Source organism: Paenibacillus shunpengii, from assembly GCF_042684905.1.
GTDB lineage: Bacteria > Bacillota > Bacilli > Paenibacillales > Paenibacillaceae > Paenibacillus > Paenibacillus shunpengii.
The window spans coordinates 165843-180765 of sequence record NZ_JBHUMJ010000008.1; the positions used below are offsets into that span (position 1 = coordinate 165843).

At 46.7% G+C, this 14923-nt stretch carries 17 protein-coding genes; all 17 read left to right on the plus strand.

Going from position 1 to position 14923, the window contains the following annotated elements:
- The first annotated feature begins 28 nt into the window (after positions 1-28).
- The 17 genes from ACFSVM_RS21045 (at position 29) to ACFSVM_RS21125 (ending at position 14917) form a co-directional block, all read left to right on the plus strand.
- Positions 29-1405: a glycosyltransferase family 2 protein gene (locus ACFSVM_RS21045; RefSeq protein ID WP_379264366.1), complete on the plus strand. Its 1377-nt coding sequence runs from the start codon at positions 29-31 to the stop codon at positions 1403-1405.
- Positions 1406-1626: 221 nt separating this feature from the next.
- A complete protein-coding gene (locus ACFSVM_RS21050; RefSeq protein ID WP_379264368.1) occupies positions 1627-2253 on the plus strand; it encodes a DedA family protein in 627 nt (208 codons plus the stop codon).
- Positions 2254-2505: 252 nt separating this feature from the next.
- Positions 2506-2793: a nucleoside-diphosphate sugar epimerase gene (locus tag ACFSVM_RS21055; protein ID WP_379264370.1), complete on the plus strand. Its 288-nt coding sequence runs from the start codon at positions 2506-2508 to the stop codon at positions 2791-2793.
- Positions 2794-2817: 24 nt separating this feature from the next.
- Positions 2818-3141, plus strand: a complete 324-nt coding sequence (locus tag ACFSVM_RS21060) for a restriction endonuclease subunit S (protein ID WP_379264372.1) — start codon at positions 2818-2820, stop codon at positions 3139-3141.
- Positions 3141-3428: a hypothetical protein gene (locus ACFSVM_RS21065; protein WP_379264374.1), complete on the plus strand. Its 288-nt coding sequence runs from the start codon at positions 3141-3143 to the stop codon at positions 3426-3428. The genes ACFSVM_RS21060 and ACFSVM_RS21065 overlap by 1 nt, the downstream gene beginning before the upstream one ends.
- 68 nt (positions 3429-3496) lie before the next feature.
- Complete coding sequence (locus ACFSVM_RS21070; protein ID WP_379264376.1) at positions 3497-3808, plus strand: hypothetical protein; 312 nt, start codon at positions 3497-3499, stop codon at positions 3806-3808.
- A 264-nt stretch (positions 3809-4072) separates the two neighbouring features.
- Positions 4073-5143 carry a CgeB family protein gene (locus ACFSVM_RS21075; protein WP_379264378.1) on the plus strand — a complete coding sequence of 357 codons (1071 nt, stop codon included), beginning with the start codon at positions 4073-4075 and terminating at the stop codon, positions 5141-5143.
- 23 nt (positions 5144-5166) lie between these two features.
- Positions 5167-6303, plus strand: a complete 1137-nt coding sequence (locus tag ACFSVM_RS21080) for a CgeB family protein (protein ID WP_379264380.1) — start codon at positions 5167-5169, stop codon at positions 6301-6303.
- 163 nt (positions 6304-6466) lie between these two features.
- Entirely contained in the window at positions 6467-7897 is a 1431-nt protein-coding gene (locus ACFSVM_RS21085; RefSeq protein WP_379264382.1) for a glycosyltransferase family 4 protein, read from the plus strand.
- A gap of 13 nt (positions 7898-7910) precedes the next feature.
- Complete coding sequence (gene wecB / locus ACFSVM_RS21090; protein ID WP_379264384.1) at positions 7911-9002, plus strand: non-hydrolyzing UDP-N-acetylglucosamine 2-epimerase; 1092 nt, start codon at positions 7911-7913, stop codon at positions 9000-9002.
- Positions 8995-9981, plus strand: coding sequence for a polysaccharide biosynthesis protein (locus ACFSVM_RS21095; protein ID WP_379264386.1), 987 nt, complete (start codon positions 8995-8997; stop codon positions 9979-9981). Before wecB ends, ACFSVM_RS21095 begins: the two co-directional genes overlap by 8 nt.
- Positions 9978-10808: an SDR family oxidoreductase gene (locus ACFSVM_RS21100; RefSeq protein ID WP_379264388.1), complete on the plus strand. Its 831-nt coding sequence runs from the start codon at positions 9978-9980 to the stop codon at positions 10806-10808. The genes ACFSVM_RS21095 and ACFSVM_RS21100 overlap by 4 nt, the downstream gene beginning before the upstream one ends.
- A complete protein-coding gene (locus ACFSVM_RS21105) occupies positions 10790-11737 on the plus strand; it encodes an NAD-dependent epimerase/dehydratase family protein (RefSeq protein ID WP_379264390.1) in 948 nt (315 codons plus the stop codon). The genes ACFSVM_RS21100 and ACFSVM_RS21105 overlap by 19 nt, the downstream gene beginning before the upstream one ends.
- Positions 11734-12441: a glycosyltransferase gene (locus ACFSVM_RS21110; RefSeq protein WP_379264392.1), complete on the plus strand. Its 708-nt coding sequence runs from the start codon at positions 11734-11736 to the stop codon at positions 12439-12441. The genes ACFSVM_RS21105 and ACFSVM_RS21110 overlap by 4 nt, the downstream gene beginning before the upstream one ends.
- Before the next feature lie 54 nt (positions 12442-12495).
- Positions 12496-13077, plus strand: coding sequence for a class I SAM-dependent methyltransferase (locus tag ACFSVM_RS21115; RefSeq protein WP_379264394.1), 582 nt, complete (start codon positions 12496-12498; stop codon positions 13075-13077).
- Positions 13078-13146: 69 nt separating this feature from the next.
- Entirely contained in the window at positions 13147-13851 is a 705-nt protein-coding gene (locus ACFSVM_RS21120; protein WP_379264396.1) for a glycosyltransferase, read from the plus strand.
- 19 nt (positions 13852-13870) lie between these two features.
- Positions 13871-14917: a glycosyltransferase family 4 protein gene (locus ACFSVM_RS21125; protein WP_379264398.1), complete on the plus strand. Its 1047-nt coding sequence runs from the start codon at positions 13871-13873 to the stop codon at positions 14915-14917.
- The last annotated feature ends 6 nt before the right edge of the window (positions 14918-14923 follow it).

Here is a 14923-nt window from a genome sequence, read left to right on the forward strand (position 1 = left end):
AGCTGTTCTTGAAGGAGGTAAAACAAAGATGGCTCGAAAGACCAAGAAGCAGATGCGGAAGACGCCGCGGGTGACTCCGTTTCAGGAAGGCTTTCAACAAGGGTACGATCAAGGTGTGGCTCATGGCCTTAATTCATACGGTAAGTGGATGGAAGGACCAAGCATCGTCATTCCAACCTATAATCAGATGGACATGTTAAAGGGATGCATTGCCAGCATTCAGGCGTACACCTCTCAGCCTTATGAAATTGTAGTTGTGGATAACGCATCGACGGATGGTACGGCAGAATACCTCAGGTCTTTAGACTTGAATGTCAGATACACGGTGCTGGATAGCAATCTGGGATTTGCAGGCGGTGTTAATCATGGTCTGATGATGGCCAGAGGGCAGTATATTGTCGTGTTAAACAACGACGTTGTGGTGACACCGGGATGGCTCACAAATATGATGAGCTGTTTGGACAGTGATGCTGGAATTGCTGCTGTAGGACCTGTCACTAATTATATTGGAGGAGAACAGCAAATAGAGGTTCCCTATACCGAAGTGAGGGATATGCTTCCTTTTGCAGAGAGGTTTAATAAGCCTGATCCCGGGAAATGGAAATATACCGATCGTCTTGTTGGCTTCTGTTTATTGTTCCGAAGAGAGCTGCTGTATGACATTGGATATCTGGATGAAGGGTATCGCATTGGCAATTACGAGGATGATGACTGGATGATTCGAATCAGGCTGTCAGGAAGAAAACTATGCATCGCGGGAGACAGCTTTATTCACCATTTCGGCAGTGTAAGCATGAAGAGTATAGGGAATTCACAGTTTGAAGAAACCAATCATCGGAATGCGAAGTTTTATGAGGCAAAATGGGGGAATCCGCATCAGCTGATTCAGGAAACGCTGCATACGATTGGTACAGCATATGATCAGTTTGGAGTGCGAGGTATTCCGAGCTATCAATTTTATCCTGATGGCAGACTGATCAAAACAAGCGGCAGCAAGCTGTACTGGTTAAACCAGGGCCATAAGCATCTTCTAGAACTGCAGGATTCGCATCTAACAATGGTCTTTGATCAAGCGGTTCGGCTGTCTCGTTATGAGCTTCAGTCCATCCCAACCGGGGATATCATTCAGCTCCGTTTAACCGAAGAATTACAGCGGCAGCAAGCAGAGAAGATGACGATTGGAATTCCTGATGGGAGCATCGTGACTGTCAGCAGTCCTGAGGCAGCACAGCATCTATTTCAATTGAAGGATGGAAAGCGAAGGCAATTCGTTACGCCGCATGCAGCTGAGTGCTGGGGCATTGACCGAAAAGACATCTATGAGCTTACGACCGAACAATTGCAATCCATTCCACTAGGTCTTCCCATTATTGCTCCGCCTATTCTGCTCAGTCCCCTATTATAAGATGAAACGCGGGTGCAGGAGATCAGTGTCAGGGTGATATTCGTTAATTCATAATTAAACCGGACCCCTTGAGTTGATCTCAAAGGGTTCGGATGTTGTGCTTGAAAGGTTAAAACTTGATTATAGTTTCCAATTTTAATAATATTTTCAGTAGAGAAAGTGCAGCTGCCCTTGTCTGCCTATCCCAAAATATCATTAGGGCCTGAAAAATAGGAGATTACATGAATTTAATTGACGTCGTTGAACGATTATTTGATCAATATGGCTATTATGTATTGTTAATTGGCCTGCCTTTGGACTTTATCGCTTTGCCGATTCCTCCTGGGAACAGCACGCTTACATATACGGGATATCTTGTTTATCTGGGACTGCTGGAGTGGCTTCCGGCCTATCTGCTGGCACTGACAGGAGCCTGTCTCGGAGTGACGATTACCTACGCGATCGGATACAGATTTGGATCTCCCTTGGTGCATCGGTTTGGAAAGTTTCTGTCCATTCATCCGGATTTTCTTGAGAAAACAAGAAAACGGTACGACAAATATGGGGAGAAGCTTTTGCTCTTTGTTTTTTTTGTTCCGGGGGTCAGACAATTCATCGGATATTTTATAGGTATTATTCGACTTCCGTATCGAACCGTAGCTACCTATGCATATGGTGGAACGGCACTGTGGGTGACGGTGTTCTTCCTCATCGGCTATCTCTTCGGTGAGCAGTGGAAGCAGGTGTTCAACATGGTGGAGAAGTCGCTGACACGCACTCTTATTCTGATTGGAATTGTCTTTGTCTTGTACCAGCTGGTAAGATGGATCCTTCGAAGAATCCGAAGATCTCAGCAGAATCGAGAGTAAGATGGTGAATCTGCCATAATAAAAATATTACCGTGAACCAAGCATTGGATGAGAGCATCCAGTGCTTTTTTTAGTTAAACGCATTCCTGATCCCCCCTGTTACAGACCAGTCACGGTTCATTAAAATATCCACGGCGATAAGCATGTCTAACAAGCACTGAGTTCCGGGGCCATGCATATGCTATGGAAGGCAAATGCTGATGAGGCCGGAATTTGATCTTGAGTTGTATTTTAAGAGGGAGGTTGGATCCAGTGCAGCAAAAACTCGATGAAGTGCTCGCTCATCTAGCGCATGCTCATCAACAAGTCGCAAGAGTTCTTGAAGCAGAACGGCATGTGAATGTGCGTATGGCAGAGATGATCAGTGTAATGCCGGACATGTTGCCGCATTTCACCGATATGCAGGGACTAATCGATGGAGCCGGACAATTAAATTCAGGAATCGTAACCTATTTGGGCAATTTGGCTGATCTCGAAGAGATGATTGCCGATTCCATTACGCATATCGTTAGGGAAATGGCTGCATCGGATGAAGAATAGAAGCAACAGGGCGGGTGAGAGTGGATGAGCAGAGAGGAATCCATGCTTCAAATTATGGATGCAGCCGTTAAGCTGCAGCAAAATATATCTCTGATTCTGGAGGCTAAGGCGCTGGAAGCGGAAAAACTAAGAAATTGGTCTGTAAATCATTTAAGCGGAGCTGTGTTCGAGAGCCATGAGGAGCAGTTGAATATGTCGCTTAAGCTGCAGGAGTATCTAATTGAGCTTCTTGAGGGAGTTAATCGGATGGAAGCCGGTCTAAACAGTAATCTAAAGGCCTTATTAAGTCAAGGAGAGCAGGATGGCGGTTCGTTTGATTCTATGATGGATCTTGATGTGGGTAAGTGATGAGCCTGTTAACGAGAGAGAGGGAGGCGAAGCTTGCTCTGCTGGAGTCGATTGCGAGAAGCCAGACTGCACTTTCTCGTATGCTGGAGACGATTGCAGACGGCTATGAGCTGGCAGCCATTCCTGCATCACAGCTAACGAAGCATATTGACCTCATCGCCAAATGTCAGCAGGAGATGGCAGAGAGCATCCATGGGATCTCACTTGAGCCGATAAAGAAAGGGAGTCCTGCTCCCCCTTGGTATGCTGATGAGGAAACCGTGTTCATGTTGCTCCGAAATACGTAAGTAGTCCGGCCTTATTCATAATACCTTGAGCTATTTCATCCATGATTAAGTCCACAGGAGGATTAAATATGAAGAGAAAAAAAAAGAGGGTAACGGGTTCCGGTACAAAGGCTGGTGCCCGCGCTACATCCGTCAGAAAGAAGAAAAAGGTCGCCGGGGTGACCAAGAAGAAGTCAACCAAGATGACCTCAAGCAAGAAGAGAGCAAAGAAACGGTTACTTCCAGCGGGCAAGAAGCGTCAACTCCGCAAAAAACGTGTCCCGTCTCCGCGAGAAACCATCGCCGCACCGGGGTACAAAGACGCTTACAGCGAAGGGTTCAACGCAGGGTTCGCTCAAGGATTCGAAGATGGGCATAAGCTTGCTTATGAGGCCCAATAATTTCTTTATTTTTTGAATGGCATAAACTGTTTTCAAGCAGACATTAATTCGGTCACTTGTAAGACAGTTTTTCTTTTATTACGCAGGGTACAAGCCCTTTTATGATTGCAAAATTGGGCTTAAGGTAAGAAATCATGATAGATGTACTGGGGACAAAGGCCAAATTTATACGGGTGAGGACAACGGTCCATGATGCATTTGACACCCTGGCATATAGTTAGAAGTGATTACACTATACCACTTGGGCGAGGGTGAGAACGAGAGGTGAACAGGACTAAGCGGAGGCAGCAGGGTTATCAGGATGGATATGAGCAGGGGGTACGATATGGCGGATGTGAAGCGGTGCTTGGCAGAACGCAGCCATTTACTCCCGAGATCCGGGATCTGAAGGTCATGTATGTTCCTCAGGGCTTTGATGCCATTGATGAAGGGATCATCGATGCACTGAACTCATCTGTTCGTGAATGTGTGGTGGCAGATCGATCTGCAATGGCCCAGAGTGCTATGGAGCACACCCCTGATCTGGTACTCGTATTGAATGGACTTCATATCTTCCCCGAAGATCATCTTGCACAAATACAAGAGATTCGATCGCACGGCATCCGAACGGCCATATGGTTTGTCGATGATCCTTATTTTACAGAGGAAACAGCATCAATCTCCCAGCATTATGATCTGGTGTTTACACATGAGCTGAATACAGTACCGTTCTACAGAAATCTGGGTGCTGAGCACGTGCATTATGTTCCCCTCGGAGTGAATACCTCACTGTACAGGCCGCGGCAAATTGCACCGGAATATCGATACGACATCGTATTTATCGGAAGTGGATTCTGGAACCGAATCGCTTTGTTCGATGCGCTTGCTCCTTATTTGAAGAACAAACGTGTAATGATTGCAGGAGGGGAATGGAATAGGCTCAGCAATTTAGAACTGCTACGTCCATTTATTCGCTCAGGCTGGATTCCGCCTGTTGAATCTGTAAATTACTATAATGGAGCTAAGATCGTTATTAATATGCATAGACCTTGCGAGACGGGATTAGATAATCGGAATACACATCAAATTCAGGGCGGCTCTATCAATCCCCGCACCTATGAGATCAGTGCCTGCGGCACGCTCCAATTGACAGATGTACGAGATGATCTGACGATGTATTATCGACCGGGATATGACATCGAGACCTTTCATACGGCAGAAGACCTCCAAGAGAAAATGGAATATTATCTTACACACGAACAAGAGCGTCTGTCCGTTGCCTGGCGAGGTCTTATGACGACGAATCTGCGCCATACCATGAAGCACCGGATTGAGATGCTGCTGAATCTTGTTTAGAAAACCAAAGGAGGACGATAGGCGTGGCTGTGAGACAGAAACCAAAGAAAAAAGTTTCTTCAACAAGAAGATTTGGTTACAATTCGGGATCTCTTGTGCACAGACAGCAATTTCAAAGAGGGTTCGATGACGGCTATTTGAGAGGGCGTGCCAATTTTTTGATGAGCCGGGCTCAGGAACCTCTGCCGGTTCGCCCAATCCAAGTAGTATATATAACCTCAGGGAAGGGCTTTCCCTACTCACCAATTGATCAAGCGATTATTGAAACCTTGCAAATGCACTGCTCCGCTGTACACGTTGTGAATCCTACTGAATCTGTGCTTGAAACGGTACGTATGTCTATGCCGGATCTTGTGCTAGCGCTGGATGGAATGTTCCTTCCTGTGGAAGTGGTAGATCAGATTCGAGGCTTAGGGGTTCGAACCGCGGTATGGTTGACAGATGACCCTTATTATACCGATATGACCCTTCATATTGCTCCACACTATGATTATATCTTTACACTCGAGCTGAATTGTGTTGAATTGTATCGCAGTCATGGGTGTGCTGAAGTGCATTATCTGCCGTTTGGGGCCTTTATTCATCACTACTATCCTAACATGACTCCGACTGCAGTTCGCAGAGATGTCAGCTTCATCGGCTCTGGCTACTGGAACCGGGTGCAGTATTTTAATCCCGTACTTCCACAGATCATGTCTCACAATACGGTGTTTAATGGAATATGGTGGGACCGACTTCCTGATTACGAAATGTATCGCAGCCAAATTGAACTCAATCGCTGGATGAGTCCTGAGGAGACAAGGGACGTGTACAACGGAACGAAAATCGTCCTGAACCTGCACCGTTCACACGAGGATGATTCGATGAACATCAACAGTATTAAGATTCCTCCTCTATCCCCCAATCCCCGCACGTTTGAAATATCCGCGTGTGCCACCTTGCAGCTTACAGATGCCCGCTCCGACCTGATTCGCTTCTACACGCCCGGTGTCGAGATCGAAACGTACGAATCTCCGACCGAGATGATAGAGAAGATTGAATTTTATTTAGCAAATGAAGACAAGAGAAGAGAAATAGCGCTTCGGGGATTTGAACGTACCTGGAATGAACACACCTACAATCATCGCTTAAACAGCCTGCTGCAGATTATATTCGGGTGAGCATACACTGAGATCCGGAAATTGTACGAATGGTATGGTTCATCTGTCGTGCCGGTCGTATTTAAAGACAGAATATATTGTGGTTATAGTGTACCTGGAAAAAGGAGGTGAAGGCACCCTTTGATATCCGTAATCCAGTGGAAACTAAAGGGTTGTATACTCTATGACACTTAAACCTAAATTGATGTTGTTCAGTCATATCAGCAGTACACAAAGTATCACGGGGGCTGAGAAGCTGCTCCTCAGCTTCTGCAGACAAATGGAGTCCTACTTTGATTGTGTGCTGGTTGTGCCTTGTGAAGGAATTATCGCACGAATGGCAAGAGAGGCTGAGATCCGGGTCATCATTCAGCCCTATGAGCTCCTCCACTATATGTACATTCCGTATGAGCAGCTGAGAGAGGACGCTGCCGGATTAATGCAGCATCCTTCTTCCCATGAAGTTGTGCAATTGCTTCGTGAAGAAAACCCACACATCATCGTCTCCAATACCTGTGTAAATGTCATTCCGGTAATGGCTGCCCGCATACTTGGCATTCCCGCCATCTGGAAGCTCACTGAAATTATTCAAACCAATCCTTACACGGCTGAGGCTATACAGTTCATTGATGAGCATAGTGATTGGGTGATTGCCATCTCTCATGCCGTAACTGAACCTCTCCTGCACAGCTCGATCCCTTCGAAACTAACCGTATTACCCCCTACCTGGAATGAAGCTCTTGCCGCACCAGATGAATGGGAAGGTCGGCGTGAGACTCAGCGGAAGACATTAGGTCTAACCCCCGGACATTATTGTGTCGGATACATTTCCTCGTTTATATATGAAGCGAAAGGTCTTAAGCCTTTTATTCAATCCGCGCTCTTGTTATGCGAACGATTCCCTCACACCCGGTTCTGGATCATCGGTACAGCAGTGGATACGACCTATTATGAGGAGTGCATATCTCTAATTCAGCAGTCAGGATTTGCTCATCAATTTCTGTTCACAGATTTCATTGAAGATGTGAGCTGCGCATACAGCGCCATGGATCTAGCGGTGATTCCGAGCCTGGTAAAAGAGGGTTTTGGCATGACAGCCCTTGAGAGCATGTACTTCGCGAAGCCTGTCGTTGCGTTTCAGCAGGGTGGGCTTGCAGAATTGATGGAATCTGTAGGCAACGGACACTTACTTGTCGCCCCTGGCGATACGGAAGAGCTTGCCGCCAAGATGATTCCATTCATCACTAATCGGAAGGAGTCTGCGCGGACAGGTCAGCATAATCATGCCAAGGCTGTGCAGATGTATGGACCTGCAGCGTATGAGAAGCGAACTGCGAGCATGGTGCAGCAGTGGGTTACTTTGTTCCCCGATTGGTTTTCTGACCTGCATTCAGAAAGGAACATCATCTCTCTGCAGGCTTACCAAGCCGCAAATCAGCCTTCTCCAACCAAAAGAAAACGAAGAAAAAAAACAAAGCGGTCGTCATCTCTCCTCTTGAAATCAAAACAGCGTGCGAAGGGCAAAAAACGCATAACAGCTATCACTAGAAAAAAACGCTCGCGAACCAAGATCAGGGTGCAAAAGCAGAGAAAGCGAGCTCGCAAGGCTCGATAAGGAGGGAAGCAACATGAAGATACTGACAGTGCTCGGAACAAGACCGGAGATTATTCGCCTAAGTCTAATCATTCCCAAGCTGGATGAGTATGCCAGTCGACATATACTTGTGCACACCGGACAGAATTTCACGGAAAGTCTAAGCGGTCAATTCTTCAAAGAACTGGGCTTACGAACTCCTGATTATGTATTGCAGGATAAGGCAGCCTCTCTAGGACGTCAGCTCTCAGCAATGTTCGAGCAGCTGGAGTCGATCCTCGTCAAAGAGAAGCCGGACAAAATTCTGCTTCTGGGTGATACAAACAGTGCATTATCGGCCATTCTTGCTGAGCGAATGGGAATCCCAGTGGTGCATATGGAAGCAGGGAATCGCTGCTTCGATCTGGATGTGCCTGAAGAGAAGAATCGGCGGGTTATTGATGCCATATCAACCATTAATATGCCGTATACCGAGCAGAGCAAGAATCATCTTATACGTGAAGGTGTTCCGAGTCAGCGAATCGTATTGACAGGCAATCCCATTTACGAAGTGATGAAGCATTATGAAGAACAAACGATGGCCAGCGATATTATGACGAAGCTGGGACTCAAGTCAGGACAATACTTTCTTGTCACCGCTCATCGGGCGGAAAACGTAGATGTACCCCATAATCTTGAACAAATTATGGAAGGATTAAATAAGGTAGCGGCAGTGCACGGCCAGCGTATTATATGCAGTATTCATCCCCGAACGAGAGCCAGAATTAAAGAGCATCTTAAGCTGGAAATGCATCCATTAGTAGAATTTTATGAGCCCTTCGGCTTCTTTGATTTTTTGATGCTTGAAATGAACGCTAGATGTGCAATGACGGACAGCGGTACAGTGCAGGAGGAATGCTGCATTATGGGGGTTCCGACCGTGACGATGCGTAAGACAACGGAGAGGCCGGAAACCATTGACTGCGGGAGCAATATTGTATCTGGTATCGATGCGAATCGGATCGCAGAATCTGTGACGCTGATGGTGGAGCTGAAATCCAATTGGGAATGCCCGAAGGGATACCTGGTTCAGGATGTATCGGATAAAGTCGTCAAATTTCTACTTGGAGGGAAACTGCATGTTTGAAAATCAACGAATCCTTGTGACAGGCGGGACAGGATCATGGGGACACGAACTGATACGCCAGCTCTTAACCATGAATCCGAGAGAGGTTATTGTGTATTCACGGGGAGAATCAAGCCAGGTGGCAATGAGCCGTGAATTTGAAGATGAGCGCCTCAAATTTTGTATCGGCGATATTCGGGATAAGGATGCGCTGATTGCTGCTTGCCGCGGAATCGACTATGTATACCATTTGGCTGCGTTGAAGCATGTGCCTGTGTGTGAGGATCAACCTTATGAAGCATTAAAAACAAATGTCATTGGTACGCAAAATGTCATTGAAGCAGCGGTTGAGAATCAAGTTAAAAAGGTGATTTACATCTCCACAGATAAAGCGGCAAATCCATCCAATTTCTACGGCATGACGAAGGCAATCGGCGAGAAGTTAATCGTTTACGCCAACTTGCTTCATAGCAGCACAGCCTTTGTTACCGTGCGGGGCGGCAATGTGCTTGGTACGAACGGAAGTGTGGTGCATCTGTTCAAGGATCAAATACGCAATAAAGGGATGGTGTCCATCACTGACATGCGTATGACGCGCTTCTTCCTTACGCTGCGGGATGCCATTTCGCTCCTGTTCAAGGCTTCTATAGAAAGTGTTGGCGGTGAAATCTTTGTCATGACCATGCCGACCTGCAAAATTGTAGATCTGGCCGAGGTGCTCATTGAAGATGCGGGAGTTCCTGATGTCCAGATCGTCGAGCGCGGGACTCGTCCGGGTGAGAAGATTCATGAAATACTGATGAGTGAGTTCGAGAGCAGAACAACGGTTGTCTATGATGATCAATATCTCGTTATTCTACCGACACTAAATCTGCCGGTACTCAAAGAGAGATACAAGGACTCCGAGCCTGTAACCTTCTCCAGCTTCAGCTCCGAGTTTAATCTGATGACGAAAGAGGAAATCCGTGAAATCCTGCAGCGCGGGGGGGTTCTTGCATGAAATTACTCATCGTAGGCGGACATGGAATGGCAGGCCATATGCTGGTTCAGTATTTCAAGAAGCAAGGCCGGCATGCTGTCTTCTATACGTCACGTGATAAGAAGGATCCTCATAGTCTGATTCTTGATGTGAATGATATCCACAGCGTGGATTTACTGGTTAAGGCAGTGCGCCCGGATATTATCATTAATGCGGTAGGCATTCTGAATCATCATGCGGATAGAGACATTATTCAGGCTTACCATGTGAATGGATTTCTACCGCACCGGCTTGCCGCACTTGCGGATCAGGTCCATGCACGGATGATCCATATCAGCACGGATTGTGTATTCAAGGGAGATGGAACAGGCCAATATACAGAGGATGCGGTTACTGACGGCGATACAGTCTATGCGATTACCAAAGCACTCGGAGAAGTTCGTTCTCCGAGTCATCTTACCATCCGCACCTCTATTATAGGTCCTGAAATACGAAAACACGGTATCGGGCTTATGCATTGGTTCTTGAATCAGAAGGGAGTCGTGCAAGGCTATACGAACGTGAGATGGAACGGAGTGACTACACTTGAGCTGGCCAAGGCAGTGGATCATTATATGCAATCTCACACTTCCGGTCTGATCCATCTAGCGCACGAAGAGCCGGTCTCAAAGTATGAGCTGCTTCTGCTGTTCAAAGAAATATGGCAGGCAACAGACACAGTCATTGTACCGAGCGGCAAAATGATTCAGGATCGGACTTTGGCGGTGACACGGCAAGATGCGAAGTGGTCTATGCCATCGTATTCCGACATGCTGAAGGAGCTGGCGGAATGGACGAAAATACACTAAAGGATAAAGCTGTGCTGGTCACTGGTGCATCAGGATTTTCGGGCAGACATGCGGTAGACCTGTTAACACGTCTGGGTGCCAAAGTAACGGCAGTGCTTCGTACAGCTTCCGGCATCGTCCTTCCTGACCAGGCAGATATCTACAGATGTGATCTTGAAGATCGGCATTCCGTTCATCAGCTGATACAGAGCACGAAACCAGACTATGTGCTTCACTTGGCAGGACAGAATTCCGTTCCATCCTCATGGTCAGATCCGCTGACAACGATTCAGACGAATGTGATGTCTCCACTGTATTTGCTTGATGCGCTGCGGGAAATACCTCACTGCCGGATCGTTGTTATCGGTTCCCGTCTGAAATATACTCCGGAGGCCGGCAGTCCACCTGCACCTCCGCATCCTTACAGCCTCAGCAAATATGTCGAAGAGATCGTTACATTGGCATGGACACATTTGTATCAGCAGCACATTATATATGCGGAGCCTGGAAATTTAATAGGTCCGGGTCCTTCTACAGGCATCTGTGCATTACTCGCCAGGCATGTTGCCTCTGCGGAAGGGGGGAACAATCCTGATCCATTCCGGTTATCTTCGCCGGAAGATCGACGCGATTTTCTCGATGTAAGAGATGCGGTTTCAGCGTATGTCTTATTGCTGCAAAAAGGAGTGCCGGGCGTCATTTATCCCGTTGTCTCCGGCAAAGAGCGAACACTTGGTGAAGTGGCTGAGCTCATGCTGTCCCAAGCTGCCGGAGAGGTGCCTGTCATATGGGGCTCACCAACCTCCGGGCCTGGAGGAGCGTCAAGCGAGTCTCATCCCTATCACTCTTCACTATCCGATCTGGGATGGGCGCCTCAAATTCCTTTTGCGAAGTCTATACAGGATATCCTTAATGATGCCCGCCATAAGGAGAGAGGAGGAGCTGCATGAAGGATCAGCCTTTGGTTACCATCGTGATCCCCTTTTTTAACTGCCCTTACATTCCCCATGCTATTCAGAGCGCGCTGGAACAGACCTACTCTTCTACGGAAGTCATTGTCGTTGATGACGGCTCAACGGTGCATACCGATTTAATTCATCCTTATATGCCCTATATTTATTATCTTGGTAAACAAAACGGTGGAACAGCGACAGCGCTGAATCATGGGATTCGGTATGCATCAGGCGAATATGTCGTATGGCTGAGCTCTGATGACATCATTTACCCAGAGAAGGTTGCTGCGCAAGTTCGTATGATGCAGGAGACGGGCGCTTCTATATCCCATACCAATTTTAATTTTATCGACGAGCACGGAAACGTAATCCAATATCGGGCCGGTACTTCACCCATGACGAGACAGGAAATGCTTCGTATGTTTCTCATGGGCAATCCAGTGAATGGTTGTACAGTGATGTTTCACAAATCTATTTTTCAATCTGTCGGCTTGTTCGATGAGTCGTTACGGTATACCCACGATTATGACTTGTGGAACCGTGTATTGCTTGCAGGATACTCCATGCCTTATATTACAGAGCCGCTTACTGCATATCGCAGACACCAGGGGATGGGCACCCTGCGTCACGGCGATGCGATATCACAAGAGATTAGCATGATTAAAGCCAAGTACCAGGATCGTATAAGAGCACAGAGCTAATCCATGATAAGTGCTTTCTTACGGTCCTGCCAGAAAGGAGTGATCTTCTACATTATGTATCAGGAGCTTGAGCAAGCTGATTTTCTCCCCCTATTATGTGAACTGCTGAGGTTCTCAGATAGTGTGCTGGATATTGGAAGTGGTCCGGGCTATTTACTTGAATATTATGAATCCAGAATTATTGTGGCACTAGAAATTCACCGTCCTTATCTGGAGCATCGAGCTAATCTGTCCCCACATATTATCCCGATTAACTGGGATGCAAGAAAAATAGGCCAATTGTTTGTCAATAAATCGTTCTCCACAATTACGATGATTGATTCTCTTGAACACTTTACGAAGAAAGACGGAATCAAATTGCTGCAGCAAGCGGAACAGATTGCAAAGCACCGCGTTATCATCTTTACACCAAGAGGATACTTTCCACAGTCAGGTGTGGATCATTATAAATTGAATGGTGAAATGTATCAGAAGCATTACAGCGGCTGGGATGAGCAAGAGCTGCTTGCGCTGGGATATCATGTGATTGTCCTTAAGGGATTTCATGATCTGGGCAATCCTTCCTTCGAGACTTCTTTCCATACGGAGCATAAAGCAATGGATGCGATTCTTGCCTGGAAAACACTAGATACCTAGTGATTCGGATAGAATTGGGCCCTTCCTTGTAATTCGTTTATATTGATACAAAAAGCGAGGTGATTCGTTATGAGGGAGAAGCTTCCTAAAGTATCTATTGTTATTCCGGTGTATAACTGCAGATATGTACATGAAGCGATTGAGAGTGCCTTGAATCAGACCTATCCTAATGTAGAGGTCATTGTAGTGGATGATGGGTCGACGGAGCATAAGGAGCTTGTTATTCCCTATATGGACCAGATCCGATATATACCCAAGATCAATGGAGGTACAGCAACGGCTCTCAACACGGGGATCGTGCATGCGACAGGAGATTATTTTGCCTGGCTGAGCAGTGATGATGTATTTGTGCCTCAGAAGGTCGAACTGCAGCTCGATTTCATGCTGAAGCGTAAACTGTCCTTCAGCCACTCTGCTTATAGCTATATTAACCATCTCAGTGAAGAGATTGGTGAAGTATATCCAGAGCTTGGCACGCGAGCAGAAATGGTGAAGACGCTATTGATTGGCTGCCCAATCAATGGATGCACCGTTATGCTGGATATGAAAGTGTTTGAGAAGGTCGGTCTGTTCAGTCCTGTGTTCCGATACGCCAATGACTATGAAATGTGGCTTAGAATCCTTCCCCATTATGACCTCGACATCGTTAACAAGTCTCTAGTCCACTACCGCGTACACGACGATATGGGAACCTTCAAACACCATGAGGCTATAGAAATAGAGAAGCAAATGATCCAAGCTCTGCACAGGACGTCGTTACTGTCCTTAATATGATCTATAGGGAGGTGAAGGTGTGCGTTTTATTTTTCCTGTATATACACTATGCCGAGGCGGAGCTCAGCGTATGCTCACGGAGTTGGCCAATCGGCTGGTAACCATCGGGCATGAAGTCATTGTGGTAATGCCAAGGTACGGTGTTGTTGAATACGAGTTGAAGGCCAATCTGATTCAAACAGGAGATGATTCGCTGCTGGCACATCATATTCCAGCCGGCGATGTCATTCTGTCCAATTTCTATACAACGGCCTATCCTGCTCAGCAAGCGAGTGAAGAGGGAAAAGGACTGCATATCCGTTTGTCACTATGCTACGAACCGACTTTTCTCCAAGATAATCAGTATTCTTTTCCTTCTTACAGTCTGACACCAAATCTGCTTGTCTTGTCCCGATGGCAGCAGGATGTGATCTACTTAAATCATGGGATCAAGGGTCGTATCATTCCTGTAGGCGTGAACAGTTTCTTTCACAACATGAACATCCGCGAGCATCTGAATATGCCGCTTAATATCACTTCCATCTATCGGAAGGAAGAAGGTGACTTCTCCTGGCATCGGGAGCAGAAATATCTGCTCAGCCAGCTGGATATTGTAAAGGCCCTTTATCCGGAAGTGGTCATTAACCTTATTACACCACCAGGTGAGTACGCAGATTCAAAGGACATACAGCAGCTGCAGGCATCTGGTAAATATCGGCTATACACCCCGGTGAATGACGAAGAGCTTCGATTCCATTACAACCAGACGGACATCTACGTAAGCTCTGGCTCGTATGACAGCGGATCCTTGCCTGGTCTCGAAGCTATGCGGTGCGGTGCAGCACTTGTCACTTCGTATTCAGGCGGAAATACTGAATATGCGGTTCATGAACGAAATTGTCTAATGTCCTATCGTTACGAGAACCGGCTTGCACAGGATATCATTCGGCTTATTGAGGACCCGGCACTTCGCCACAGACTGGCGGTGCGAGGCGAACAGGATTCTTATGCGTTCACATGGGAACGGAGCTACAGCGAGTTTGAACGTGTTGTGAACGATATTGTCAGCCGTTCGCTGCTGAAATGACCATTT